We start from the raw sequence: 26,227 nt of genomic DNA on the forward strand, positions 1-26,227 counted from the left end.
AACGGCGCTTCAGCCGGCCTCGTCGTACACGTATCGGATGTCCTCGCGGTCGTCGAGGATGCGGTACTGCCCGGCCAGGTTGTCCGGGTCGGGATTGAGCCACGCATCGAGATGTTCCCTGCGGATAGGTATCACGCCGCGATCGTGACCTGCCGCGGCGACATCGCGTGGCGGGGTGTCGGTGATCGTGGCGAACGAGAGCAGGCGTCCTTCCGGTCCCTCCCATTCCGCCCAAAGGCAGGCCAAAAGCAGGTCGCGGGGCGGATCGGGGCGAAACTCCAGCACCACATCCTGTTCCTTTTCCGCGGCGCCCAGCGCGCGCCCTGCGATGGCGTGGCGTGGTACGTGCTCATAGAACGCCCGCACCACGACAACGCCGTGGCGAAGGCCGAACGCGCCGCGCCAATAGCCTTCCAGGCTGTCACGTCGTGCGTTGTAGGTGCCGGGGTAGAGCACGTCGTTGCGTGCCGGTTTGTCGGGCAGCCGGCACTGGTAGCGCATCGGCTTGATCACCCGGCGGCCGTTCTCGCTGACCATCACCGGCGCGTAGGTGCCGGGGAAAATGCGGTTGTCGCGCGGCAGTAGTTGGACCCGGTGCAGGTCTTCGAGCCGGGCCTGGGCGCGTTCGATGCGGTTGCCGGCCACGCGCAGGTCGTTGCGTGCCTTCTGGGTGGGGCGCGTGGCGAGCGTTGCATGGGCGATATCGCGGCGCTCGCGTTGGCCGGCCAACTCCGCCTCCAGAACCTGGCGTTCCAGTGCATGCCAGTGCTGGATCTTCGCGACGATGTCGCGGCCCTGTCCGGTGCGTGCGCCGGCAAAGCCGTCATCCATTGCTTTCGGAGTTTTCGGTCGCTTCTTGCCGGGGTCGTGTGCGTACAGTTCGGCGAACTCCTCCAGCGACAGGATGGCACCGAACTCGCGGACCAGCGTGGCGTAGTCGGCGCGGATCAGGGCGGAATAGCACATGGGAACTCTGCAGGCTTGGGTCGCAGTCGCTGCGACGTGGATACGGCAGGATAGCCCGACCTACAGGGAGATACCGCATGAATGATTCCGTCAGCTGCCAGTTCCGCGAGGCTGTCCCCACGGTTGAAGACTACTGCCGGCTGCGTGTGCTGGCCGGCCTCAGTGCCAAGAGCCACGAGGCGGCGACGCGGGCGCTGCCCAACACCCTGTATGGCGTGTGTGCCTACCAGGGCAATGAGCTGGTAGCGATGGGCCGCATCGTCGGCGATGGTGGGTGCCACCTGCAGGTCTGCGATATCGCGGTGCTGCCGCGCCTGCAGGGGCAGGGCCTGGGCAAGGAAGTGATGCGGCGCCTGGATGGCTGGATGCAGGCGAACCTGCCGCCATCGGCGTACGTCAGCCTGCTGGCCGATGGTGAGGCGCACCGGTTGTATGCGCAGTTTGGTTTTGCGCCGACAGCACCGGCGTCGATCGGGATGTATCGCCGGTTCTGAGGTGCGGCGGAGGTGAAACCATCCACGCATGGCGTGGATCTACCCGGGCCCTGCAGTGGATCCCCGCCATGCGCGGACAGGGCCTTCCCGGGAATCGCAGGCAAAGAAAAACCCCGGCCGAAGCCAGGGTTTTCAAGAATTGGCGTCCCCACGGGGATTCGAACCCCGGTCGCCACCGTGAAAGGGTGATGTCCTAGGCCTCTAGACGATGGGGACGCACGAAAACTTCAAGTTGTAGATGCTTCGACGGCCTAATGTCGAAGTGGTGGAGCCAAGCGGGATCGAACCGCTGACCTCCTGCATGCCATGCAGGCGCTCTCCCAGCTGAGCTATGGCCCCATGAAACTCCGGATGATCTGCCGGGAGCAGAGTCCGTTTTAAAACTGGCGTCCCCACGGGGATTCGAACCCCGGTCGCCACCGTGAAAGGGTGATGTCCTAGGCCTCTAGACGATGGGGACGCACGAAAAACTTCAAGTTGTAGAACTCTCGACGGCCTAATGTCGAAAGTGGTGGAGCCAAGCGGGATCGAACCGCTGACCTCCTGCATGCCATGCAGGCGCTCTCCCAGCTGAGCTATGGCCCCGTGTTACCGAGCCGCCTATCATACCTGCGTGTTCACGTTTGTGGAAGCTTTTTTTCAACTTTTTTCGTTCCGGTTCAACCGCAGCCACGAGGGCAGGGGAACCGCAACGCCACAGCCTGAATGCCGGTAGGCGGTGAACAAAAAAGACCCGGTTATCGGCCGGGTCCTCGTTGTTCGTGATGAGTGGCGTCCCCACGGGGATTCGAACCCCGGTCGCCACCGTGAAAGGGTGATGTCCTAGGCCTCTAGACGATGGGGACGCAATTCTCATCAATGTTCTTTAGCGACCTTTCGACGGCCTAATGCCGAAAGATTGGTGGAGCCAAGCGGGATCGAACCGCTGACCTCCTGCATGCCATGCAGGCGCTCTCCCAGCTGAGCTATGGCCCCACGTCGCTGAGGAGCGAAATAATAGCCTTGCCCCAGGGGGTTGGCAAGCATTTGTTGCACTTTTCTTCACGTGCGTTGCAATGCCGATCTGCGCAAGGGATGTCTATGTGTTGTCGTCGGTCAGCGCCGCCAGGATCGGGCATTGGTCGAGGGTGCCATGACCGGGGCATGCATCGACCAGCTGCGAAAGCGCGGTATGCATGCGCTGCAGTTCGGCCATCCGTTGTGCAATGTCCTGCAGGCGGGCCTGGGCGGTGTCGCGCACGCTTCCCATGTCCTGCCGGTGGTGATCGCTGAGCGCCAGCAGTTCGCCGATTTCCTCGAGGCTGAATCCCAGTGCTTTGGCGCGGCGGATGAAGCGCAACCGGCGCAGGTCCGGCTCGCCGAAGATGCGGTAGCCGCCAGCCGAGCGCGCCGCTGTCGGCAGCAGCTGCTGCCGCTCGTAATAGCGGACCGTATCGATCGGAACGCCCGCCTGACGGGCCAGTTGTCCAATGTTCATGGCAGTTTTCCTGCGGATCCTGCCGCCATTGTGAAGCCTGGAGTCTGGTCGAGAGTCAAGGCTTCAGCCCGGCACGCGCATTCAGCCCACTTTGCAACTTTCTTCATAGCCCCGCAGATGGGCCTGTTCCTACCCTTCGCCTGAACCGGCCGTTCGATGGCCTGCAACGAACCGAGGAGGTGGTCTGTGGAGGGAGTCAGGAACGAAGCATTCGTCGAGGTTGCGGTGGTCGAATACCCGGGAGGGGACCCCTCCGCCGCCTCGGTGCTGGCCGAAATGGCCCACGTCGCCAACCGCCTGGCCCAACAGCAGCGCCGACCGTTCAAACGCGTGCTTGTCACCCGCTGGATCGTGCCCGCCAGCCAGACCGGTGTACATCGCATCGCGGGTGCTGAAATGCTTGACGCCGCCATTCCTGCGGTAATCGCGGTTCCCGGCCAGATCAGCCCTGGAGCCTGTCTGCGCGCCGAGGAGGTCCTGCTGGACTGGTTGCGGGCCCACTATGACGGTGGCAGCCTGCTGGCTGCTGCCAGTGAGGGGGTCGGTGTGCTGGCCCGTGCGGGACTGCTGGCCGGAAGAACGGTCAGCGGCCCGGATCTGGGGCGACATCCGGGGTTGCAGGCGCAGGCGGTGAGCTGGGTCCCCAGTGAGCGGGCGCTGGTCGATGATGGTGATCTGCTGACCGTTGGCGGATCGCAGGCCTGGCGTTTCCTCGGGCTGCGTTTGCTGTATCGGCTGCACGGGCAGGGCGTGGCGAGTGCGGTCGCGCAACAGCTCGGGATCGTCGTGCCCGCAGGCATCCAGCAGGATCTTGAGCGTTTCAGTGCCAACTTCGCCCACGGTGACCGCGATGTACTGAAGGCCCAGCGCTGGCTGCATACCACTGCGGCACGAGGGGCCACTCTGGCCGCGATCTGCGAGGTTTCCGGATTGGAACCGCGCACCTTGCAGCGGCGCTTCCTCCGGGCGACCGGTCTGCGCCCGATCGAGTACTGCCAACGGCTGCGCATTGCCAAGGCGCAGACCCTGCTGCAGCAGGGCGCAGGCATCGAAGAGGTGGCCTGGGGTGTGGGCTACGCTGATCAGAGCGCGTTCCGGCGTCTGTTCCTCCGCATCGTGGGCATGACACCGGCCAACTATCGTCGCCACGTCAACTGCAAGCGGCGGGAACGACCGTTGATGCCGTCGGTGGCCGGCAGTCTGCGCGGCCTGCAGACGCCCCCCGGCATGCAGTTGGGGCGGAGTGCGGCCTGATGACGGGTGGCGGGCCAGCGCTTGCAACCTGGGCGTGACGCTTTGACCATGCAGTCAGTGGAACTTGAGCAGGTGGGCTGATGTCGAGTGTTGGACCGGTACCGATGCCGGTGGTGTTGATCCTCATGTGCACGTTGCTGGCCATGATCGTTGCCCGTCTTTGGCCGCGCAGGGCCGTCGGAATGCCGCTGCCGTCGGCAGCAAGCATGGTGCTGGACATGCTGCTGATCGGCCTGTTGTGTGGTCGTATCAGTTTTGTTGTGCTGAATTTCGCGCTCTATCGATCGGAGCCCTGGAGCATCCTGCAGGTCACCGATGGTGGCTATCACCTGATGGTGGTGCTGGTGGCCGGGCTGGCGTGGGGATCATGGCGTCTGCGGCCGTGGCGTCAGTTGCGTGCACCGGTACTGACGAGCGCACTTGTGGGGGTGCTGCTCTGGGCTGCTGGGGGGCAGCTGCTGTCGGCCTGGCAGGAGCGGCAGATGCCATTGCCAACGCTGCAGGTCGCGGACCTGCAGGGCGGAACGGTTGACCTGCAGCAGTTCCGCGGCCGGCCGGTGGTGCTGAACCTGTGGGCCACATGGTGCGGCCCCTGCCGACGGGAGATGCCGGTGCTCGCAGCGGCGCAGCAGGCACATGGCAACGTGCAGTTCGTCTTCCTCAATCAGGGCGAAACCCTGGATGAGGTCCAGGGTTTTCTTGCCGGTGAGCGACTGATGCTGGGCAACGTGTTGCTGGATGAAGAAGCGGCCGCTTCAACAGTGCTGGGTGTACAGGCCTATCCTTCGACACTCTTCTTCGATGCCGATGGACGCCTGCGTGAACTGCACCTGGGCGAGCTGACCGCGGCCGGCCTTGAACACAAACTGCGCCGGCTGCGGTAGCCTGCGCGGGCATCTCACTACGGAGTTCCCATGTTGTCGACTTCCCTGCGCACCGCCCCGGCGGTGCTGTTGCTGCCGGTCATGCTGGCATTGGCCGCCTGCAGCCAGGCACAGACGCCGCCGGGCAAGGCCCCCACGGCACCGGCGACGAGTGCTGCGGCCTCTGCCGCCAAGGGCGATCGCCCTGCAGTGCTGAAGGGCATCGAAAAGCACGGCTTCGAGGTCGTTGCCGAATTCGATGCGCCCGGTGGCCTGCGCGGTTTTGCTGGTGTGGTGGGTGGTCAGCAGCCTGCAGCGGCCTATGTCACGGCCGATGGCAAGCACGTGCTGGTGGGCAGTCTGTTCGATGCCGAAGGCAATGATGTGGCTGCCGAAGCGGTCGAGAAGCTGGTCGCCGCACCGATGTCGGCCAAAATGTGGACCAAGCTCGACGCCAGCGCCTGGGTGCGTGACGGCAAGGCCGACGCCCCGCGCGTGGTCTATACCTTCAGTGATGCCAACTGCCCCTATTGCCACAAGTTCTGGGAGGCGGCCCGTCCGTGGGTCGACGCCGGCAAGGTGCAGCTGCGTCACATCATGGTGGGTGTGATCCGCGAGGACAGCCCGGCCAAGGCCGCAGCCATTCTCGCGGCACGTGATCCGAGTGCGGCGCTGCTGGAGAACGAGCGCCAGTTCGACCGTGGCGGCATCAAGGCGCTGCCGAGCATCAGCCGCGAGATCGCCGGCAAGCTTGATGCCAACCAGGTATTGATGCTGGAGATGGGGTTCCAGGGCACCCCGGGTATCCTGTTCCAGGATGCACAGGGCCAGGTGCAGCGCCGGGCTGGATTGCCGCAGGGTGACGACCTGCAGACGGTGCTCGGTCCGCGTTGATCCATGCCTGCATGCTGATGTAGACCACAGGCCCGCATGGTGACATGCGGGCCTGTTGCGTTCCGTGCCCCAGGCGAACACAACCGCTTGCGCATAGTCTGTTCGCCGTCACGTCTGAATCGTGACTGAGATCAAGCGTCGTGCCTTGATTCCAATCAAGGCCAAAAACGACAAACGGACTAGCCTTTGACGCATGGAATACAGCGTCAACGCGCCATGGATGCCGCGCCGCGGCTGCCCTGATCCGGGCAGGTCGGCACAGCCATTCACGACACTCTCACTTCCTGCTTGTTACCCAGACCGCTGCGGTCGCCACCTCTCTGGCAGCGCGACCTTGATGGGGTCGACATGGGTGCAGGCGGGACAGTGTCATCGTCCTGTTGCCTGCCACGCGCAGGCTGGCCGATGTCGTCGACGCAGTACCCGCATTTCCAGCAACGGCAACGCGAAGCCAGGGCGGCGCATGCGTGCGCTCCGGAACCGTGATGCGAGTGTTCGTCCGGGGAGTATGCAATGCGTTTGGCGGTACTGAGTCTGGCGTGTATGGGGGCACTGGCGATCACGCCGGCGTACGCCCACCAGGGTGACGCGGAGGATGCGCAGGCATTGCGGCGTGAGATTGCCGCAATGCGCCAGGCGCTGGAAGGCATGCAGCAACGGCTGGACCGGCTGGAGCAGCGCGATGCTACGCCTGCGCAGGCAACAGCCATGCCTGCAACGGCGCCGATTGCCTCCGCCGCCCCTTCCGATGTGATCCATCGCACCCAGGTGCCGGGTGTGGCGCAGCCGGTACTGCCGCAGCGCGATTCGGTCGCTGATCCATCCACTGCCGCATCGCGACCGGACAGTGCGGCGGGCCCGACCGATCCCGATCTGAAGGGATTCTTTGCCATTCCCGGCACCGATACGGTGATCCGCATCGGCGGCTACGCCAAGCTGGATGCGATCACCGATTCGCGCGCGGCCGGGGACGAGGACCAGTTCATTCCCTCGTCGATGCCGGTCGGCGGCAGCCACCGCGATGTCTCCAACTTCAACATCCACGCCAAGCAGACCCGCTTCAGTTTCGAGGCGCGGCGCCCGACCACGCACGGCAACCTGCGTTTCTATCTGGAGAACGACTTCTTCGGCAGCAGCGATGGCTATGAATTCCGCCTGCGGCATGCTTATGGGCAGCTCGGTAATACCTATGCCGGCTATGGCTACTCCAGCTTCATGGACCCGGACAGCCTGCCCGACACGTTGGACTTCGCCGGGCCGGGCGGCGCCGGCTATCTGTTGGTGGCCGGCATCCACCACAGCTTCGCGATGGGGAAGGGCAACACGCTGACCGTGGCGGCCGAAGACCCGAAGACTGAACTTGCTGGTGCCAGCGACGAGCGGGCTGCGGTGAACCGCCTGCCGGATGTAACCGTGACCGCGCGCCTGGAGCGTGACTGGGGCCATCTGCAGCTGGGCGCGGTGGCGCGCAGCCTCGCCTATGACGGAGAGGGCGAGCGCGACCGGCGCATGGCCGGTGGCCTGCAGCTGAGCGGCTCGGCCTCGGTGGGCGAGCGTGACCTGTTGCTGTTCGGTGCGCTGGGTGGCCGCGGCCTCAGCCGTTACACCGCCGACCTGACCGGCTCCGGGCTGGACGCGGTGGTTGGTGCCGACGGCCGTCTCGACGCGCTGGACCTGCACGGCGGCTTCGTGGGCTACACCCATTACTGGTCCGAGCTGTGGCGATCGAACCTGATCTTCGGCCAGCTGACCCTGGAGCGGAATGCTGCACTGGCGGCCGACGCATTCCGTCAGAGCCGCTACGGCGTGTTCAACCTGATCTGGAGCCCGGCACCGTCGTGGACGATGGGCATGGAGCTGCTGTATGGCCGCCTGGAACAGCAGGGTGGCGCGCGCGGCGACACCGTCCGGGTGCAGGGCAGCCTGCAATACAACTTCATCAGATAGGCGCCAGCGGTCGTACGCCAGCGTAACCGTCCCCACGCCCGGTTGCACCGGGCTCATGCCAGTACAGGAGATTGTCATGGCAGAAGCAAAGAAAATCGGGGTGGTCGGAGCCACCTTCCTCGTCGCCGGCAACATGATGGGCTCAGGCGTGTTCCTGCTGCCATCCAGCCTGGCCAAGATTGGTACCGCCTCGATCTGGGGCTGGCTGATCACCACCGCGGGCGCGCTGCTGCTGGCCTTCGTGTTCGCCAAGCTGGGCAAGCTGGCACCGAAGGCGGGCGGCCCGTACGCCTATGCGCGTGACTGGTTCGGGCCCTACATGGGCTTCCAGACCAACACCATCTACTGGTTCGCCAACTGGATCGGCAACGTCGCCATCCCGATCGCGGCGGTCGGCTACTTCAGCTACTTCTTCCCGATCCTGTCCGAGCCGCTGGTGCGCTGCATCGCGGTGCTGGTGCTGGTGTGGGCGCTGAGCTTCGCCAACATGATCGGCCCGGCCTTCGTCAGCCGCGTGCAGACGGTCACCACCAGCTTCGCGCTGGTGCCGATCCTGGGCATCGCCATCTTCGGCTGGTTCTTCTTCGATGCCGACATCTTCAAGGGCGCCTACAACGTGTCCGGTGAATCCAACTTCGGCGCGATCTCCAGCGCTGCGGCACTGACCCTGTGGGCCTTCATCGGCGTTGAATCCGCTTCGGTCACCGCTGGCGTGGTGGAGAACCCGGAAAAAAACGTGGCCCGTGCCACCCTGGCCGGTGTGTTCCTGGCCGCCATCGCCTACATCGCCAGCTCCTCGGTGATCATGGGCATGGTGCCCAACGGCGAGCTGCAGACTTCCGATGCGCCGTTCGCACTGGCTGCCGCCAAGGCCGTCGGTGGCTGGGGCGGTGCGCTGGTCAGCCTGTGCGCCTTCATCGGTGCTGCCGGTTCGCTGGGTGGCTGGATCCTGCTGACCGCGCAGAGTGCCAAGGCAGCCTCCGACGACGGCCTCTTCCCGAGCATCTTCAGCAAGACCAACAAGGACGACGTGCCGGTCAAGGGCGTGCTGATCGTGGCCGTGCTGATGACCCTGGCGGTGCTGGTCACTTCCACCTCGGAAACCGCGTCGGCACAGTTCGACGTGATCACGTCGGCGGCCGTGGTGCTGACCCTGCTGCCCTACATCTACTCGTGCGTGGCCTGCTACTTCGTGGTCGAGCGCTCGCACACCCTGGTCCACACCGGTGCGTTCTGGACCCTGACCAGCCTGACCGTCGTGTACTGCCTGTGGGCGATCTACGGCTCGTCGGGAACCATCGTGCAGTACGCCTTCCTGTTCGTGCTGTTCATCACCGTGTTCTATCCCTTCTTCAGCGAGGAGCGCCGCCAGCAGCGGCAGCGCGCCCGCGAGGCCTCGGCCATCAGCGCCGGTGCCCAGCGTTCCTGAGTTCGACAAGGAGAATCAACGTGTACTTCAAGTCCCTGGACTATCCGGTCATTGTCATCGACAACGACTACGAGTCGCCGCGCATCGGCGGCATCCTGATCCGTGCCCTGGTGGAAGAGCTGCGCAGCAACGACCAGCGCGTGCTGTGCGGCCTGAACCTGGATGATGCCCGCGCCGGTGCCCGCACCTACGTGGCGGCCTCGGCGGTGCTGATCTCGATCGACGGCAGCGAAGAGGTGGATGGCGAGTTCCAGCGCCTGACCGCCTTCCTGCGCGAGCAGAGCGCGCGCCGCGCCAACCTGCCGGTGTTCCTGTACGGCGAGCGCCGCACCATCGAAAAGGTGCCGAGCAAGCTGCTCAAATACATCCACGGCTTCATCTTCCTGTTCGAAGACACCAAGAGCTTCATCTCGCGGCAGGTGATGCGCGCGGCCGAAGACTACATGAAGAACCTGCTGCCGCCGTTCTTCAAGGCGCTGATCCATCATGCGGCCGAGTCGAACTATTCCTGGCATACGCCGGGCCATGCCGGCGGCGTGGCGTTCACCAAATCGCCGGTCGGCCGTGCATTCCATCAGTTCTACGGCGAGAACACCCTGCGCAGCGACCTGTCGATCTCGGTGCCGGAGCTGGGCTCGCTGCTCGATCACACCGGCCCGATCAAGGACGCCGAGAACGAGGCGGCACGCAACTTCGGTGCCGACCATACCTTCTTCGTCACCAATGGCACCTCCACCGCCAACAAGATCGTCTGGCATGGCACGGTGGCGCGCGGTGACGTGGTGTTCGTCGATCGCAACTGCCACAAGTCGCTGCTGCACGCGCTGATCATGACGGGCGCGGTGCCGGTGTACTTCACCCCCAGCCGCAACGCGCACGGCATCATCGGCCCGATCAGCCTGGACCAGTTCACGCCGGAATCGCTGCAGCAGCGCATCGCCGCCAACCCGCTGGCCAGCCAGGCCTACCAGGCCGGCTCCAAGCCGCGCATCGCGGTGGTCACCAACTCGACCTATGACGGCCTGTGCTACAACGCCGAGAAGATCGCTGACGAGATCGGCAGCGCGGTCGATTTCCTGCATTTCGATGAAGCCTGGTATGCCTATGCTGCGTTCCATCCGTTCTACGAGAACCACTACGGCATGGCCAAGGGCAAGCCGCGTGAGCAGGATGCGATCATCTTCACCACGCATTCGACCCACAAGCTGCTGGCCGCGTTCTCGCAGGCGTCGATGATCCACGTACGCAATTCGGCGCAGCGCAATCTGGACGCGGAGCGCTTCAACGAGTCGTTCATGATGCATACCTCGACCAGCCCGCACTACGGGGTGATCGCGGCCTGTGATGTGGCGTCGAAGATGATGGAAGGCGACGCTGGCCGCTCGCTGGTGCAGGAAATGCACGACGAAGCCATCGCCTTCCGCCGCGCGATGCTGCATGTCCGCGATGACCTGGGGCGTGACGACTGGTGGTTCAGCGTGTGGCAGCCGACCCAGGTCGAGCGCAGCCTGGACAAGGGCGATACGCCGGCACCGCTGGTGGCCAAGCGCGAGGAGTGGTACCTGCAGCCGGATGCACACTGGCACGGCTTCGAGAACCTGGTTGACGACTATGTGCTGATCGACCCGATCAAGGTGACCCTGCTGACGCCGGGCCTGGCAATGGACGGCAGCATGGGCAAGCTGGGCATCCCGGCGGCGGTGCTGAGCAAGTTCCTGTGGGGCCGCGGCATCACTGTGGAAAAGACCAACCTGTACTCGGTGCTGTTCCTGTTCTCGATGGGCATCACCAAGGGCAAGTGGAGCACCCTGGTCACCGAGCTGATGGCATTCAAGGAGCTCTACGACCGCAACGCGCCGCTGAGCCAGGCACTGCCGACGCTGGCCGCCGATTATCCGAACGCCTATGCGGGCTGGGGCCTGCGTGACCTGTGTGACGCGCTGCATGCGTTCAACCAGGAATTCGCGGTGGCCAAGGTGATGCGCGAGATGTACGTGGATCTGCCGACGCCGGTGATGACCCCGGCCGATGCCTACAACCATCTGGTGAAGGGCGAGATCGAACGGGTCGACATCGAGCAGATCAGTGGCCGCATTGCCGCGACCATGCTGGTGCCATACCCGCCGGGCATCCCGACGATCATGCCGGGCGAACGCTTCGGTGCCAGCGATGAACCCATCATCCAGTCGCTGCGCATCGCCCGCGAACAGAACGCGCGCTTCCCCGGTTTCGAGTCGGATGTGCACGGGTTGATCATCGAGCAGGAGGGTGATGCGGTTTCGTACAGGGTGGAGGTGCTGAAGGCCTGACCGGCAACGGTCGGCCTTTCGGCGGACGATGGATACCGCGCGCGAGCAACGCATCCTGAAGTTCTCGATCGGGGTCACCCTTGCGGTGAGCGCGGTCGGCTTCGGCGGTGGCCTGCTGGTGGGATCGCAGGCCATCCTGTTCGACGGCGTGTACAGCCTGGTCGACGTCGCCCTGACCTTGGTGTCGTTGTCGGTGCTGCGACTGGTGGCGCGGGAGCAGAGCCCGCGCTTCCAGTACGGCTACTGGCACCTGGAGCCGATGGTCGAGGCACTCGGCGGGGTGATCCTGTCGCTGGCCTGCGTGTATGCGCTGGCCAACGCGGTGATTGGTTTGACCACGGGCGGGCACGAAGTGAAATTCGGGCCCGCGCTGTGGTGGGCGGCATTGCTGAGTGCCAGCAACCTGGCGATGGCGGCGTTTGTCGCCCAGCGGGCGCGGCACCTGCGCTCGGCGCTGCTGTGGCTGGACGTGCGTGGCTGGCTGCTGGGTGGGTTGATGAGCCTGGCGGTGGTACTGGCCTTCCTACTGGCCCTGGCCCTGCAGGGGGGCGAATGGCACCACTGGGTGCCGTACCTGGATTCGATCGTGCTGGCGTTGATCAGCCTGGCGGTGTTGCCGTTGCCGGCACGCAGTGCGTGGAAGGCCATGCGCGAAGTGCTGCAGGTGGCGCCGGACGATCTGGACCGGCGCGTGCAGCAGGTGATGCAGGCGTTCGTGGCCGAGCGCGGCTATGCCGGTTTCACCAGTCATGTGGCGAAGATGGGACGGATGCGCTTCATCGAGATCCATGTGTTGGCCGACCCGGCCATGCCGCTGGGTTCAGTGGGTGAGGTCGATGCGATGCGCGACGAGATCGCGGTGCGGCTGGATGCGCGCGGCAGCACGTTCTGGCTGACCATCGATTTCACGGCAGACCCGGCGTGGACGTGAGCGGGGCTCGGCTCTACAGGCCGGCGTGATCGTTGCGCGTGGCAGACCGGTCTGTTGCACCGGATCCGTTTGACCTCAACCCGGGTTGAGGTCACAGACTGCCGGCAACCCCTACGAGGCACGCGGCATGAACCTGCTGACCACACCGGACCTCAGCCATGGCCTGCTGGAGCTGTTCAATCCACCGGGCCTCTATGATCCTTCGGCCAACGGCTACTCACACGTGGCGGTGGTGCGCCTGCCGGCACGGGTGATCCACGTCGCCGGGCAGGGCGGTGAAGATGCCCAGGGCCGTCTTTCGCCCAGCTTCGAAGACCAGGTCGGGCAGGCGCTGGACAACCTGCAGACCGCGCTGCGCTCGGCGCAGGCAAGCCTGGCTGATGTGACGCGGTTGCGCATCCTGGTGGTCGGCCACGATGAGGACCGGCTGGGCATCATTGCCCACCAGGTGCGGCGGCGCTGGCCGAACCGTGCGGCGCCCACCTGCACGCTGATCCCGGTGCCGCGACTGGCGCTGGACGGCATGCTGTTCGAGATCGAGGCGGAGGCCTACGCCGCCTAGCGCAGGTAGTACTCCACCGGCACCACCAGTTCCTGTGGTGCCTTCAGTTCATCGGGAATGGGCGGCAGCGGCTGCGCACGACGGAAGGTCTGCAGCGCAGCGTCATCGAGCATCGGTTGGCCACTGGACTGCTCCAGCCGCAGTGCCAGCAGGCGGCCTTCGCGGTCGATGCTGGCCCTGACCCAGGCAGTGCCCTGCTGCCGGCGCGAGCGGGCGGCGGCAGGGTAATAGCGGTAACGCTCCAGCCGCGCCATCAGGCGGGCTTCCCACTGGTCGCTGGCGGCGCCGGCCTGGAAGTCCGCCGGTGGCGCGTCTGGAGCGGGCGGAGCGGCCGTGATCGATGCCGGTGCGGGACTGGCATCGGTCGCGGCCGCCGGCGGGGCGACCGGCAGCGGCTTTCGACCCGTCCCGCCCGTTTCGCTGGCGGCCAACTCGCCCTCGCGCGCGGCGGTGGGCTTCGGTGGCGGGGGCGACTTTGTCGGTTGCGATGCACGCGCCTGCTGCGCCTGGCTGGGGGTGTCGGCCTGGCGCTCCTCTACGGGCTGTGGCGGCGTGGCCGGTGCCAGCAGGCGCAGGCTGATGCGCACGTCCTGCTCCGGCGGCGGCAGCATCGGCGGCACAGCGACCCAGTGCACCAACAGCAGCAGGGGCAACAGGTGCAGGACGACGGTGATCGCGATCGCCTGCCAGTGTTGGCCACGCTCACTCATCGTCCAGCACCCACAGCAGATCGGCATCCGTCGCATCGACGGTTTCACCCGGCGAAGCCAATGCGATCACCAGCGCAGGCGTAGCCGCTGACAGGTACCCCGGCACCCCGGTACCGCGCAGTACATGCCAGCGCCCCGCGACCAGCAGCGCCGGCGCGGGCGCATCGAGCAGCACCTGTGCCATGCGCGCGTCGCGGGCCTGTTGCACGGCCAGCATTCCTTCCAGCATCGGTGCTGCGTCTGCGTGCTGGGCCAGCACCACCGCCGACAGGCGCTGGCGGGCAGCGGCCACCGGGAACCGCACACCCTCGGTGGACGCGAGCAGCGCGTTGACCTCGGCACGCGACAGGTTGCCGCCGAACAGCGGCGTACCTGCATCGGCAGCATCCTGTACCAGCCCGCCATACGCAGCCCACGGCCAGCGCGTATCCCAGTCCAGCAGTTCCTGCAGGCGTGCACCTTCGGCCTGGTTGCCCTTGGCCAGCCAGCGCTGCACCCGCTGCAGGCGTGGCTGGCGCTCGCTGGCGATCATTTCCAGCACCAGCGAACCCTGCGGGCGCTGCCGCTGCAGGGACTGCAGCAGCCAGCGCTGGGCGGCGTGGTCTCCGGCGAGATCATGGCGTTCACCCAGCAGCAGCCTCTGGGCGTCCGCCGCACGCGTCACGAATGCGGCTTCGTCCAGGTGTTGGCCGTTGGCCAGGTCGATCACCGTGCCAGGCATCGGCTGCGCGCTGGCCACTGTCGCCAGCGCGAGCAGGCATACGGGCAGCCAGCGACGGCTAGAACGCCACATTGACGCCCATCGAGACGGTACGGCCACGGCCGTTGCCGCGGTCCAGGATCGGGCTGAAGATGCTGTCGATCGAGGCATTGTTGTCATAGGCCTTGTTCTGCAGGTTTTCGATGTTCAGCCACAGCGTGGTGTTGGCCTGGGGCTTGAAGCTCGCGTAGAAGTCCAGCAGCACGCCGGTGCCGCCGGTCTTGCGGGTCTGGAAGAAGTCGTAGCCTTCCTCGGTCGGGCCGGAGTACTCGGCGCGCAGTCCGGCCTGCACGCGCTGCTGCCACCAGCGGCCGCCCACGTCCAGCGTCCAGTAGCGGTCGGGCAGGGCGGTGATGTCTTCCAGGTTGACGAACTCGATGGCCGGCGCACTGGTGCGCGAGCGGGTCCAGCTCAGCGTGGCGTGGTAGTGCTCGCTGGCGTAATGCGCTTCCAGTTCGATACCGCGCATGCGCACCACGCCGGGGTGGTTCATCCAGCGCGTGGTGGCGCTGAAGTCGTCGGCGTCCAGCACATCGGTCCAGGCGTTGAGTTGCGGATCGCTGTCGATCGGCACCACGAACGGTTCCACTTCCGGCGGATGCACGATCAGCAGGTACTGCGGCTTGATGTAGTCGCGGATGCGGTTGTCGAAGCGGGTGACCCGCAGCTGTGCCAGGTCACCGTCGACCAGCAGCGAGTCGGTGCTGAGGTTGGCGCCGAACTGCAGGTTGCGCGAGCGCTCGCGGTGCAGGAACGGATTGGCGCCGATGCCGTCGGCGACGCTGGCGTCCTCCAGCGGGATCTTCTCGAAGAACATTTCCTGCACGCGCGGCGGCCGCGATGTGCGCGAGACCTCGGCGAACAGCTGCAGCCAGTCGGTGGCCTGCAGTGAAACCGCCAGGCTCGGACTGAGTGCGCGCTCGGTGCGACGCACGTCGATGTCGCCGCCATTGATCTCCGTGCACTGACCGGGCACATCCGAGCACACCGGGATGTGGCCACGGATGCCGAAGCGGTCCTGGCGCAGGCCGGCGGTCAGCGCGTAGATGTCGTACTGCAGCTCCAGCGTGCTGAACACGCTGTCCAGCTGGCTGCGACCCTGCGGGTTGGCACCGCGCAGGATGGGCGTATCGGCCACGTAGATGTCCGACTGGTGCTTGATGCCGGTGTTCCAGCGCGCCTGCAGTGCTCCGATGTCGAAGCGGCTGCTGTTGTCCACGGTCCAGCTGCTCAGGCTGCTGTGGGTGCGGCGGCCGATGTAGCTGGACGCCTCCACCGGCGGATAGAACAGCCGGGTCTTGTTGCTGGCGAAGGTCGCACGCAGGTCGATCCACGGCGAATAGGGCGTGTAGTGGTAACTGGCGCGCTGGTTGCGCGCGGAAATCTGCCACGGGTAGTTGTGGTAGAAGTCGTTTTCGTAACGCATGTGGCTCAGGTCCAGCCGGTGCTGGTCGCTGGGCTGCAAGCGTGCTTTCAACAACCAGCTGCTGGGCTGCTGGCTGCCAGGATCGGCGTCGTTCTTCTGCCCACGCGCGGTCGCGTACTCGCTGCTGCGGCTGCTGCTGGCAGCGGCCAGCAGGCCGAACTGGCGGTCGCCACCCTCTTCGCTGTGGCGCCAGGCACCGGCGAAGGTACGGCCGCTGCCGTAGCCGTTGTTGCCGTGGCGATAGCCTGCACGCAGGCCCCAGTCACGGCCCTCACCGAGCAGATCGTCGATATCCAGTGTGCGGAAGTTGGCACTGCCGGCCAGCGTGCCTGCACCATCACCACCGGCGACCGCACCGCGCTGTACGTCCACGCCGGCCAGCAGGAAAGGATCGACATAGGCGAACGGACCGCCCGAGCCATGCCCGGCATTGTTGCGGAAGGTCTGGGTGACACCGTCGATCATGGTGTTGACCCGGCCGGCACCGGTCATGCCGCGGATGTTGACCTGCAGGCCCGGCTGGCTGCGCGAATGGAAGCTGTGGGTGCCGGGCATCGAGCGCAGCAGGCTGTTGCCTTCCTGGCGTTCGGCCATCGCCACGCGCTCGCTGCCGACCGAGGGCGCAAAGCCATCGCGGGTGGCCGGCACATATTGGCTGGCGCCGGCACCCGGTGCCTGGCCGTGTGCGGTAGCACCCTGCACCCGCAGCGGGCCGGTGCGGCGGCTGCCATCGGCGCGTTCGGCCGGCGCCGGTTCCAGGGCGGCACGGCGCGCATCCACGAAGCGCGGGCGCAGGCCGCTGCCTGCCAGCAGGCGCGTCAGGGCCTGCGCATCGTCGAAGTCACCGCGCAGCGCAGGCGCCGAATGACCTGGGGGCAGGGCCGCGCCGATCACCAGATCGACACCGGTCAGCCGACTGTAGGCGTCCAGCGCGGCGGCCAGTGGCTGGGCGGGCAGATCGTAGGTACGGGTGGCGGCCTGTGCGTGGGCACTGCCGGGCAGCAGCGCAAGCGAACTGGCGCAGGCCAGCGACAGGGCGAGGACAAGGGGGCGGGGGCACAGCATCGGGGGCTCCAGGGGCTGACGCAGAGCGTCGTCATCCTGGGTAGACGCAGCCACAGGCCGGATGTCAGGGTCCATCACGCTGTTCCCGGCGTGGCGGCAGCCACACCTGTATCCCCGCGCCGAGGCGCAGCACGCGCACCTGCAACTGAGTGGCCAACTGGTCGCGGTTGCTGGCTGCACCGTCGGCACTGCCAAGCAGGGTGACCGGCTGCTGGCGCAGCTGCTCGCCGACGACCCACGTGTGCCCGCCATGCCAGCGGTCCAGGCCCTGCGTGACGTCGGCCAGCGGGGCCGAAACCCAGTGCAGGCGCCGCTCGCGCCAGGCCAGTGTCCCGGGGGCAGCGGTTGTTGCATGGGCCGTTGCCTGCCCATCGAAGCGCAGCTGCTCGCCGTCGTCGGCCAGCATGCTGACGTTGCCGCTGTCCACGCGCACGCGATGCTCGGTAACGGTGACCACGCTGCTGTTGCCCTGCACGGCAAGATCGAATGCGGTCCCCAGTGCAGTGACGGTGCCTTGTGGGGTATGCACCTGGAAGGGCCGGTCGGCATCGGCGGTGACCTGGAACCAGGCCTGGCCGCGCTGCAGCTGGAGCTGGCGGCGCTGCCCATCGATGCGCACCTTCACTTCGCTGTCGGGTGACAGCAGGACATGCGAACCATCCGCAAGGGTCTCCTCGCGGATCTCGCCAGCGGCCGTTCGCAGTACCTGCGCCACGGGCGGCGAGGCATGACGGCTGTAGAGACCCAGCGCGCACAGCAACAGAACCGCAATGCCGGCTTCGCGCAGGCGACGGCGTTGCCTGCGCTGCTGTTGCCGCTGCAGGCTGGGCAGCGCCGCGCCGGCCTGCCACAGGTGCTGCAGGTGCTGGTACTGCGCGGCATGGCGTGGATCGGCCCGGCACCACTGCTCGAACGCGTTCTCGTCGCGGTCGCCGTCGTGCCCATCCAGCCACCAGCGGGCAGCTTCGCGTGCAATGGCCTCCTGGCTCATGTGCCGGGTACCTGCTGCAGGGCGACCAGGGCGCGCAGCAGATGGCCATGCGCGGTCTGCCGGCTGATGCCGAGCTGGCGGCCAATTTCAGCCAATGCCATCTGTTCCACGCGGGCCAGCAGGAAGACCTGGCGCGAGCGCGGCGGCAACGCGGCGATGATGGCATCGAGATGGCGCAGCTGTTCGGCGTCGAGCAGTCGCTGCTCGGGCAGCGGCGAAGGATCGGCGATGGCATGCAACTGCGTGTCATCCAGCACCTCTTCGCGACGGCGCTGGCGCTGCCGATAGTGGTCCGCGATCAGGTTGTGGGCGACGCGGTACAGATAGGCGCGGCCATTGCTCAGCAGGCCGCTGGCGGCGACTTTGACGACACGCAGCCAGGTTTCCTGGACGACGTCATCGGCGTCGCTGCGTTGCGGGAGTTTGCGGCGGACATGGGCGTGCAGCGGCCGGTAATGGGCCGCGCACAGCTGCGCGACATCCGTCGTTTCGACAGGCGTGGACACGGGGCGGGCGACAACTGGGAAAGGGAACAGCCCGCGGCGGCAAGGGCAGCGGCTGCACCTTACAGCAAAAGAGAATCATTTGCATCTATGGCGCAAGGCACAGCACGCATGGGTCACCGCGGCGTCAGCGCGGGCGATAGTCGCAGTGGATCTGCAGGGCTTCGGTGGGGTTGTGATGCAGCTCGAAGCCGCAGTGCTGCAGGCTGCGCTTCACCCGCGCGACCGCTTCGGCATGGTGGGCGACGCGGCGATCCTGCCAGCGCGGTGGGGTGAACACGCCCAGGGGCAGCAGCCGCAGCCGCTTGCCGTGCAGTACCAGTGAGACATCGATATGACGGCCATCGATGTCGTGGCCGTTGGCACCGAAGATGGCATCGATCTCATCGCGGCGCTGCGGGTAGCAGGTGCGAAACACCGCAATGCCGAGCCGTCGCACCGCGCGGCGGAAGCCGCCGAGACGGCTGCGGCTGGGTTCGAAGCCACGAGTGAGCAGCAGGTGCAGCCCGGCAGGTAGCATTGCCTGCGCGTCGAGCAGGCGTTGCAGTACCTCTTCTTCCAGTTGGATGCGGGTGGAGGGCCAGCGCGGGGCGATGAGCAGTCCGTGGTGGTTGCCGCGTTGCAGGGTCAGCATGGTGGAAGATTGGCATGCCGGAATGCCGTCGGGTAGTGTCGGCCGCTGGCCGGCAGATCCGGGTGCCGGCCAGCGGCCGGCACTACCATCGCCGGGTCAAATGTCGCGGTACTGGATCTGCGCGGCCAGCACACGCAGTCCGTCGGCGTTGCTGGACAGGATGCGCTCTTCGCCGACACCTTTCTGTCGTTTCAGCTGGAAGCCCTGATCGGCAGGCAGCTGTGCGGCTATGGCATCCATGCGTTGCAGGGCATCGGGGCCGCTGCAGTCGAAGTGACCCCAGTGGGCACCATCGCGGTGGATCTGCAGTCGGTAGTTCATTGCGGTGTCTCCGGGAGGTCCTGCAGCCAGTGGTCGAACATCGCAGTGGCGGCTGCGGCCAGTGGTGCGCCATAGCGGCGTGCTTGTGCACGCAGGTCGTTCGGGTCGATGTTGGCCTGGGCCAGCTCCAGCGTGTGGCCGATCAGCCAACGCTCGAACTGGCGGGCATCCAGTTCCGGATGGCATTGCAGGGCCAAAGCGTGGTGGCCGATGGCAAAGGCCTGGTGACGGCAGGCTGGCGTGCTGGCCAGGCGGCGTGCACCGGCCGGAAGTTCGAACGCCTCACCATGCCAATGCAGTACCGGAATGCCCTGCAGGGACTGCAGCGGAGAGCGCTGGCCTTCATCGGTCAGCAGCAGTGGCGCAAAGCCGATTTCCTTGCCGCCACTGGGAGCGACACTGGCACCGAGTGCACGCGCCATCAGCTGTGCACCCAGGCAGATGCCCAGGGTCGGCCGCTGCTGCAGCAGCCGGCGCTGCAGCAGGGCAATGCTGTCGTTGACGAAGGGATAGGTCCCTGTGTCATTGACACTGATGGGACCGCCCAGCACGACCAGCAGGTCAGCTGTTTCGGCGTCATCGAGCGCATCGACGCCGGCCTGCAGCAGCTGCAGCTGCCAGCCCTGCGCCAACAGCAGTGGCTGCAGGGTGCCGAGGTCTTCAAAGGCAACGTGCTGCACGACAACCGCGTGCTTCATGCCGGGGCTCCGTTGTTCGGCCAGTAGAAGCTGTCCGGAGTGGCGCGGGCGCCGAAGATTGCCTGGCCGACGCGGACCACGGTGGCACCTTCCTCGATGGCCACTTCGAAATCACCGGACATGCCCATCGACAACTGCGACAGGTCGATGCCGGGAGGGGCGGTGCGTTGCAGCTGGTCGCGCAGTTCGCGCAGGCGCACGAAGCAGGCACGCACGCGCTCGACCTCCGGGGTGAAGATGGCCAGGGTCATCAGGCCGCGCACGTGCAGGCGATCGAAGGCCGGCAGCTGCTGCACGAAGGCCTCGACCGCGTCGGGTTCCAGTCCGTACTTGCTCGGTTCGGCCGAGGTGTTGACCTGCACGAATACATCCAGGGTGCGCTCTTCCAGTTGCAGGCGCTGCTGCAGCGCCTCGGCTACGCGCAGGCTGTCCAGCGCCTGGAATTCGCTGGCAAAGCGCGCCACGTAGCGCGCCTTGTTGGTCTGCAGATGGCCGATCACCGACCAGTGCACGCCCAGGTCGGCCATTGTTTCGGCCTTGCGTTGTGCCTCCTGCACCTTGTTCTCGCCCAGTTCGTGGCAGCCGGCGGCCACCGCCATGCGGATGCGGGCGTCATCCACGGTCTTGCTGACCGGCAGCAGGCGGACGCTGGCCGGATCCCGGCCGACGCGGGCGCAGGCATCGGCGATGCGTTGGCGCACCGTGACCAGGTTGGCGGCGATCTGTTCAACGGACTGGGCGACGGGCCAGTCGGCAGCGGCAAGGGGCATGCGGGCACCTCCAATGCAGGGTGGCCAGGGTGGGATACACTGGCACAGGACAAGATATATTTTGGCATAGGACAAAATGAAAATCACCGGGCATAGTGCCGAGTCGATCTTCGACAGCATCCGCGACGGCATTGGCAAGGGTCGGCTGCCGGCCGGCAGCGTGCTGCCGCCGGTGCGTGAACTGGCCGAGCAGCTGGGGGTGAACCGCAACACCGTGGCCGCGGCCTACAAGCGCCTGGACGCGGCAGGCCTGGCCAGTACGGCCGGTCGCCGCGGCACGGTGGTGCGTGGCCTGCCGCCGCCGCTGGCGCGCGAGGGCAGTACGCCCGGGCTGGCCCTGCAGGACCTGGCCGGTGGCAATCCGGACCCGCGCCTGCTGCCGAACCTGCGCCTGGCCCCGGCCGCACCACGGTTGTATGGCGTGGGCACGGTCGACCCGAAGTTGCAGGCGCTGGCGCGCGCCTCGTTGGATGGGGACTGCCCGGAGGGCTATGCGCTGGAGCTGACCCATGGCGCGGTCGATGGCATCGAACGCCTGCTGGCGGCGTGGCTGCTGCCGGGGGATCGCATCGCGGTGGAGGATCCGTGCTTCCTCGGCAGCCTCAACGTGCTCAACGCTGTGGGCCACGTGCCGTTGCCGGTGGCGGTGGACGCGCATGGCATGCAGGTCGAATCGCTGCGTGCGGCGCTGGAGGCCGGTGCACGCGCGGTGCTGCTGACCCCGCGGGCGCACAACCCGACCGGCGCCAGCCTGGATGCGAAGCGGGCACGCGCGTTGCGCCAGCTGCTGGCCGCCTATCCGCAGGTGGCGGTGCTGATCGACGATCACTACGCGCTGCTCTCACGGCAGGCCTATCACTCGGTGCTGCCGCTGGATGGCCGGCGCTGGGCGCTGCTGCGTTCGTTGTCCAAACCACTGGGCCCGGACCTGCGGCTGGCCTGGCTGGCCTGCGATGAAGAGACCGCGATGCGGCTGCGGTTGCGGTTGGCATCCGGTACCGGCTGGGTCAGTCACCTGCTGCAGGATGCGGCGACCTCGGTGCTGGCGTCGGCATCGCAGCGGGCGAAGATCGCCTCGGCAGGCGAGCGTTACCAGCAGCGCCTGCAGTCGCTGCAGGAGCTGCTGCGCGCGCGTGGCATGCCGACGCCGCAGCCAATGGAAGGATTGAACCTGTGGCTGCCGTTGCCAACCGACAGCCATCCGCAGGTGCTGGCACTGGCTTCGCGCGGATGGCATGTGCGCGCGGGCGAAGTGTTCGCGGTGGCGCAGCCGGGGCATGGCCTGCGCATCACCTGCGCAGCACTGGGGGCGGCGCAGCTGCGGCAACTGGCCGACGACCTGGCGGCGGTGTGTGGGGTGTAGCGTCGAGCCATGCTCGACTGCTTCTACCGACAGCAGCCGAGCATGGCTCGGCTCTACGAAGATGAGGCAAAGTCGAGCATGGCTCGACCCTACAGAAGCCGATCAGGGTGCGGCGTTCGTACCCGGGCGCACGTAGTAGGACTGGCCACTGTCATCGACGAACATCAGCTCCGGCTTGCCCTGCCAGGAGGTGAGCATGGCGCCGGTGTTGTTCTGGTGCTTGACCATCAGGCTGGCGCCACGATCCGGGTTGGCCACCACCTTGAAGACTTCGGTGGTGCCGGTGGCATCGTCGAGGGTGAGCAGCGCTTCGCCGCCACGGTCACTGGTGCCATAGCCGCCACGTTCGGAGCCGTCGGGGCCAAGCAGGATCAGGCCGGACAGTGCCGTGGCACGCGGTCCTTGGGGGCGGCCTTGGCTGAGCGGATCGGGAACCGGTGCGCCGAGGATCACCCGCGGCTGGCCGCCTGCATCGTGGATGACCAGGCCGCGCGCTTCGATGATCCGCTCTGGCGATTGGCTGCGATGCAGGCCCCAGGCGGTCCAGCCGGAAACGAGCAGGGCAAGGGTCGAGACCACCAGGGTGGTCAGCAGCAGCGCACGGGGCATCGGGTCGTCCTTCCTTGGATAGGCCGACGATAGCGGATGCAAAAGGGGATGGGTAGAGCCGGCCGGGCAGCGTCGACTGGGTGGAGTCGACTCTACCCAGTAGCCATCACCCAGTAGCCATCACGCCGTCATTCCCGGTATCAGTGGAAATCGCGGCTGTGGCTGCGCAGTCCCTGCAGCAGCTCATCCAGGCAGTGCATGCGTTGCACGATGACATGCTGCACGCCATCAACGCGCTCCAGGCGGCCATCGATCTGCATCAGCTGGGTGTCGACCAGAACCCGGTGCTGGCGATCGGCCAGGTGGCGCCAGACCACCGCATTGACCATGCCGGTCTCGTCCTCGAGGGTGAGGAAGGTAACGCCGCTGGCGGTCTGCGGGCGCTGGCGCATGCGTACCAAGCCGGCGATGCGCACGCGACGGCCATGGCCGTGGCCCGCCAGCTGTGCGGCATCCAGACAGCCACGGCTGCGCAGCTGTGCACGCAGGAACGAGATCGGATGGCGGCCAAGGGTGGTGCCGGTACTGCGGTAGTCAGCCTGCATGTCGTCCCATGCGCTGGGCAGTGGCAACGGCACGCGGGCCTCGGCGGTGGCACGGGCCTGGTCGAACAGTGGCAACCGGTTCTCTACGCCCGAGATATCCCAGCGCGCACGATGGCGATGGCCACTGAGCCCTCGCAGCGCACCGGCATCGGCCAGCAGGCCTTGATGGCGGCGGTCCAGGGCGGTGCGCTGGCACAGGTCACCGACATCGTCGAACGGTCGCCGTGCACGCTCGTGCATGATGGCCTGCACGGCCGCTTCGTTGCAGCCGTCGATCAGGCGCAGGCCAAGCCTGATCGACGCCGCGCCCTTGCTGAAATCCAGGGTGCAGTCCCAGTCGCTGTGGCGCACGTCCACCGGCAGCACGCGGATGCCATGGCGGCGTGCGTCCTGCAGCAACTGGTCGGGGCTGTAGAACCCCAGCGGCTGGCTGTTGATCAGGCTGGCGGTGAACGCGGCCGGGTGGTGGCACTTCAGCCAGCAGCTGGCATAGGTCAGCAGGGCGAAACTGGCGGCGTGGCTTTCCGGGAAACCGTAATCGCCGAAGCCCTTGATCTGCTCGAACAGATGCTCGCCATACTCGCGGCTGAAGCCGTTCTTCAGCATGCCGGCCAGCAGTTTTTCGCGATGCGGTTCCAGCCCGCCACGCCGTTTCCACGCGGCCATCGAGCGGCGCAGGGCATCGGCCTCGCCGGGGGTGTATCCGGCCGCATCCACGGCCAGCTGCATCACCTGTTCCTGGAACAGTGGAACGCCCAGGGTGCGCGCGAACACGCGCTCCAGCTGCGGCGGATACAGCGGCTCTTCCAGGTTGTCCAGCGCTTCCGGGCCCTGTTCACGCAGCAGCCGGCGCCGCTCCAGGTAAGGATGCACCATGTCGCCCTGGATCGGGCCGGGGCGCACGATCGCCACTTCGATCACCAGGTCGTAGAAGTTGCGCGGCTGCATGCGCGGCAGCATGGCCATCTGTGCGCGCGATTCGATCTGGAACACGCCGATGGTGTCGGCGGCACTGATCATGTCGTAGGTGGGCTTGTCGTCATCCTCGATCGCATCCATGCGTCCACTGTGCAGGCCATGCTGCTTCAGCATCGCCAGGCATTTGCGGATGGCGGTGAGCATGCCCAGCGCCAGGCAGTCGACCTTCATCAGGCCGGTGGCATCGAGGTCATCCTTGTCCCACTGGATGACGGTGCGGTCGGCCATAGCCGCGTTTTCCACCGGTACCAGCGTCGACAGCGGGTGCTCGGAGATCACGAAACCGCCCGGGTGCTGCGACAGGTGGCGCGGGAAGTCGATCAGTTCGGTGGTCAGTGCCAGCAGGCGCTGCATCAACGGCGTGTCCGGATCGAAGCCGCGCTCGCGCAGGGTCTCCGGCAGCGGTACGTGGCCGCCCCAGTGGTCCATCGCCGCCCCCAGTTCGTTGACCTGGTCCATCGGCAGGCCAAGCGCGCGGGCCACGTCGCGGATCGCGCTGCGGCCACGGTAGCTGATTGCCACTGCAGTCAATGCCGCGCGCTCGCGGCCGTAGCGTTTGAACACGTACTGCAGCACCTCCTCGCGGCGCTCGTGCTCGAAGTCGATGTCGATGTCCGGCGGCTCGTCGCGCTCGGCGGAGATGAAGCGCTCGAACAGCAGGTTGCTGCGCGCCGGGTCGATCTCGGTCACGCCCAGCACGAAGCACACCGACGAGTTGGCCGCCGAGCCACGCCCTTGGCAGAGGATGTCCTGGCTGCGGGCGAAGCGCACGATGTCCTGCACGGTGAGGAAATAGGACGCGTAGTTCTTCTGCCTGATCAACGCCAGTTCGTGCTCGATCTGCGTGCGTTGTGCCGGTTTGATGCCGTCTTTCCAGCGCCACGGGATGCCGCGCTCGACCAGCACGCGCAGCCAGCTGTCCGGGTCGTGGCCTTCGGGCACCAGTTCACGCGGATAGGTGTACTGCAGCTGTTCCAGGGTGAAGTGGCAGCGTTCGGCGATGCGCAGGGTCTCGGCCAGCAGTTCGGGCGGGTACAACTGGGCCAGCGCGGTGCGTGGGCGCAGGTGGCGCTCGCCGTTGGGGAACAGGCGCCAGCCAGCTTCGGCCACGCTGCAGCGGTGGCGGATCGCGGTCAGCGTATCCTGCAGAGCGCGGCGGCGGCGCACATGCATGTGCACGTCACCACTGGCGACCAGCGGCAGGCGATGGCGTTCGCCGAAGGCCTGCAGCTGCTGCAGCCGGCGTGCATCGTCGTGTTCGTGATGCAGCTCCACCGCCAGCCACAGGCGATCATCGAAGCCGGCACGCAGCAGTTCCAGGTCGGTGGCGGCAGGTTGCCGGTCCAGCCACAGGCACAGCAGGCCCCGGGGCAGGCCGAGCAGGTCCTCGCGCAGGCAGCGGTACTCGCCCTTGGCCGCGCGCCGCCGGCAGGTGGTGATCAACTGGCACAGCCCCGCATAGGCGGCCTGGTCGGTGCACAGCAGTGCCAGCTTCGGCCCATCCTCGACCTGGAATTCGGCGCCGATGATCAGCGCCACGCCATGCGTCTTCGCCGCCTGCCAGGCGCGTACGATGCCGGCCAGCGAGCATTCGTCGGTGATCGCCAACGCGCGGTAGCCCTGACCGGCGGCGCGCGCGAACAGTTCTTCGGCGATCGAGGCGCCGCGCTGGAAGCTGAAGGCCGACAGGCAGTGCAGTTCGGCGTAGCCGGGCAGTTCGCTGTGCAT

At 66.6% G+C, this 26,227-nt stretch carries 23 protein-coding genes and 6 tRNA genes; 10 read left to right on the plus strand and 19 right to left on the minus strand.

Annotation, left to right across the window (positions count from 1 at the left end):
• Positions 1-9: 9 nt before the first annotated feature.
• Positions 10-966, minus strand: coding sequence for an SOS response-associated peptidase family protein (locus AC5P57_RS10930; RefSeq protein WP_142806236.1), 957 nt, complete (start codon positions 964-966; stop codon positions 10-12).
• Between the two features lie 77 nt (positions 967-1,043).
• On the opposite strand from AC5P57_RS10930, the gene AC5P57_RS10935 reads away from it, so the two are divergent.
• Positions 1,044-1,460, plus strand: coding sequence for a GNAT family N-acetyltransferase (locus tag AC5P57_RS10935; RefSeq protein ID WP_099553174.1), 417 nt, complete (start codon positions 1,044-1,046; stop codon positions 1,458-1,460).
• 140 nt (positions 1,461-1,600) lie between these two features.
• Here AC5P57_RS10935 and AC5P57_RS10940 read toward each other — a convergent pair.
• From AC5P57_RS10940 to AC5P57_RS10970, 7 genes are all read right to left on the minus strand, one after another.
• A tRNA-Glu gene (locus AC5P57_RS10940) sits at positions 1,601-1,676 on the minus strand.
• Positions 1,677-1,723: 47 nt separating this feature from the next.
• Positions 1,724-1,799 (minus strand) — tRNA-Ala (locus AC5P57_RS10945).
• A 45-nt stretch (positions 1,800-1,844) separates the two neighbouring features.
• Positions 1,845-1,920, minus strand: a tRNA-Glu gene (locus AC5P57_RS10950).
• A gap of 49 nt (positions 1,921-1,969) precedes the next feature.
• Positions 1,970-2,045: transfer RNA gene (locus AC5P57_RS10955), tRNA-Ala, on the minus strand.
• Positions 2,046-2,229: 184 nt separating this feature from the next.
• A tRNA-Glu gene (locus tag AC5P57_RS10960) sits at positions 2,230-2,305 on the minus strand.
• Between the two features lie 54 nt (positions 2,306-2,359).
• Positions 2,360-2,435: transfer RNA gene (locus AC5P57_RS10965), tRNA-Ala, on the minus strand.
• A gap of 103 nt (positions 2,436-2,538) precedes the next feature.
• On the minus strand, positions 2,539-2,937 hold the full coding sequence (locus AC5P57_RS10970) for a heavy metal-responsive transcriptional regulator (RefSeq protein ID WP_142806234.1): 399 nt from the start codon (positions 2,935-2,937) through the stop codon (positions 2,539-2,541).
• Positions 2,938-3,123: 186 nt separating this feature from the next.
• Between AC5P57_RS10970 and AC5P57_RS10975 the strand changes: the two genes are divergently transcribed.
• The 8 genes from AC5P57_RS10975 (at position 3,124) to AC5P57_RS11010 (ending at position 13,126) form a co-directional block, all read left to right on the plus strand.
• Entirely contained in the window at positions 3,124-4,191 is a 1,068-nt protein-coding gene (locus AC5P57_RS10975) for a GlxA family transcriptional regulator (RefSeq protein ID WP_099553176.1), read from the plus strand.
• 80 nt (positions 4,192-4,271) lie between these two features.
• Positions 4,272-5,075 carry a TlpA disulfide reductase family protein gene (locus tag AC5P57_RS10980; protein WP_262234935.1) on the plus strand — a complete coding sequence of 268 codons (804 nt, stop codon included), beginning with the start codon at positions 4,272-4,274 and terminating at the stop codon, positions 5,073-5,075.
• A gap of 30 nt (positions 5,076-5,105) precedes the next feature.
• The gene (dsbG, locus tag AC5P57_RS10985) at positions 5,106-5,948 is read left to right on the plus strand and encodes a thiol:disulfide interchange protein DsbG (protein ID WP_099553178.1); all 843 of its coding nucleotides are present in this window, start codon (positions 5,106-5,108) and stop codon (positions 5,946-5,948) included.
• Positions 5,949-6,461: 513 nt separating this feature from the next.
• Complete coding sequence (locus AC5P57_RS10990; RefSeq protein WP_099553179.1) at positions 6,462-7,895, plus strand: DcaP family trimeric outer membrane transporter; 1,434 nt, start codon at positions 6,462-6,464, stop codon at positions 7,893-7,895.
• A gap of 76 nt (positions 7,896-7,971) precedes the next feature.
• Positions 7,972-9,324, plus strand: a complete 1,353-nt coding sequence (gene adiC / locus AC5P57_RS10995) for an arginine/agmatine antiporter (RefSeq protein ID WP_006461445.1) — start codon at positions 7,972-7,974, stop codon at positions 9,322-9,324.
• 20 nt (positions 9,325-9,344) lie between these two features.
• Complete coding sequence (locus AC5P57_RS11000; RefSeq protein ID WP_262234936.1) at positions 9,345-11,633, plus strand: Orn/Lys/Arg family decarboxylase; 2,289 nt, start codon at positions 9,345-9,347, stop codon at positions 11,631-11,633.
• A gap of 28 nt (positions 11,634-11,661) precedes the next feature.
• Entirely contained in the window at positions 11,662-12,564 is a 903-nt protein-coding gene (locus AC5P57_RS11005; protein ID WP_262234937.1) for a cation diffusion facilitator family transporter, read from the plus strand.
• 127 nt (positions 12,565-12,691) lie between these two features.
• On the plus strand, positions 12,692-13,126 hold the full coding sequence (locus tag AC5P57_RS11010; protein WP_099553182.1) for a RidA family protein: 435 nt from the start codon (positions 12,692-12,694) through the stop codon (positions 13,124-13,126).
• Here the strand turns inward: AC5P57_RS11010 and AC5P57_RS11015 are convergent.
• From AC5P57_RS11015 to AC5P57_RS11055, 9 genes are all read right to left on the minus strand, one after another.
• Positions 13,123-13,836: an energy transducer TonB family protein gene (locus AC5P57_RS11015; protein ID WP_099553183.1), complete on the minus strand. Its 714-nt coding sequence runs from the start codon at positions 13,834-13,836 to the stop codon at positions 13,123-13,125. The two genes, AC5P57_RS11010 and AC5P57_RS11015, sit on opposite strands and share 4 nt — an antisense overlap.
• On the minus strand, positions 13,829-14,629 hold the full coding sequence (locus AC5P57_RS11020) for a ChaN family lipoprotein (protein ID WP_262234938.1): 801 nt from the start codon (positions 14,627-14,629) through the stop codon (positions 13,829-13,831). The genes AC5P57_RS11015 and AC5P57_RS11020 overlap by 8 nt, the downstream gene beginning before the upstream one ends.
• Positions 14,616-17,087, minus strand: coding sequence for a TonB-dependent receptor (locus tag AC5P57_RS11025; RefSeq protein WP_262234939.1), 2,472 nt, complete (start codon positions 17,085-17,087; stop codon positions 14,616-14,618). The genes AC5P57_RS11020 and AC5P57_RS11025 overlap by 14 nt, the downstream gene beginning before the upstream one ends.
• A 64-nt stretch (positions 17,088-17,151) precedes the next feature.
• A complete protein-coding gene (locus AC5P57_RS11030) occupies positions 17,152-18,078 on the minus strand; it encodes a FecR family protein (protein WP_495219574.1) in 927 nt (308 codons plus the stop codon).
• Complete coding sequence (locus AC5P57_RS11035) at positions 18,075-18,584, minus strand: RNA polymerase sigma factor (protein ID WP_262234941.1); 510 nt, start codon at positions 18,582-18,584, stop codon at positions 18,075-18,077. The genes AC5P57_RS11030 and AC5P57_RS11035 overlap by 4 nt, the downstream gene beginning before the upstream one ends.
• 124 nt (positions 18,585-18,708) lie before the next feature.
• Entirely contained in the window at positions 18,709-19,215 is a 507-nt protein-coding gene (locus AC5P57_RS11040; RefSeq protein ID WP_099553188.1) for a hypothetical protein, read from the minus strand.
• A gap of 96 nt (positions 19,216-19,311) precedes the next feature.
• Entirely contained in the window at positions 19,312-19,536 is a 225-nt protein-coding gene (locus tag AC5P57_RS11045) for a hypothetical protein (RefSeq protein WP_142806227.1), read from the minus strand.
• Positions 19,533-20,234: a glutamine amidotransferase gene (locus AC5P57_RS11050; protein ID WP_262234942.1), complete on the minus strand. Its 702-nt coding sequence runs from the start codon at positions 20,232-20,234 to the stop codon at positions 19,533-19,535. Before AC5P57_RS11050 ends, AC5P57_RS11045 begins: the two co-directional genes overlap by 4 nt.
• Complete coding sequence (locus tag AC5P57_RS11055; protein ID WP_262234943.1) at positions 20,231-21,004, minus strand: YggS family pyridoxal phosphate-dependent enzyme; 774 nt, start codon at positions 21,002-21,004, stop codon at positions 20,231-20,233. The genes AC5P57_RS11050 and AC5P57_RS11055 overlap by 4 nt, the downstream gene beginning before the upstream one ends.
• Before the next feature lie 76 nt (positions 21,005-21,080).
• Here AC5P57_RS11055 and ptsJ point away from each other — a divergent pair, with 76 nt between their 5' ends.
• Positions 21,081-22,367 carry a MocR-like B6 salvage transcription factor PtsJ gene (gene ptsJ / locus AC5P57_RS11060; protein ID WP_262234944.1) on the plus strand — a complete coding sequence of 429 codons (1,287 nt, stop codon included), beginning with the start codon at positions 21,081-21,083 and terminating at the stop codon, positions 22,365-22,367.
• 102 nt (positions 22,368-22,469) lie between these two features.
• Here ptsJ and AC5P57_RS11065 read toward each other — a convergent pair whose 3' ends face one another.
• Both AC5P57_RS11065 and AC5P57_RS11070 read right to left on the minus strand, forming a co-directional pair.
• Positions 22,470-22,976: a hypothetical protein gene (locus AC5P57_RS11065; RefSeq protein ID WP_099553192.1), complete on the minus strand. Its 507-nt coding sequence runs from the start codon at positions 22,974-22,976 to the stop codon at positions 22,470-22,472.
• A gap of 140 nt (positions 22,977-23,116) precedes the next feature.
• Positions 23,117-26,227 (minus strand): error-prone DNA polymerase, encoded by a 3,111-nt coding sequence (locus tag AC5P57_RS11070; protein WP_262234945.1) that lies wholly within the window; start codon positions 26,225-26,227, stop codon positions 23,117-23,119.

The organism is Stenotrophomonas sp. YJH_SMC_79 (assembly GCF_059367995.1).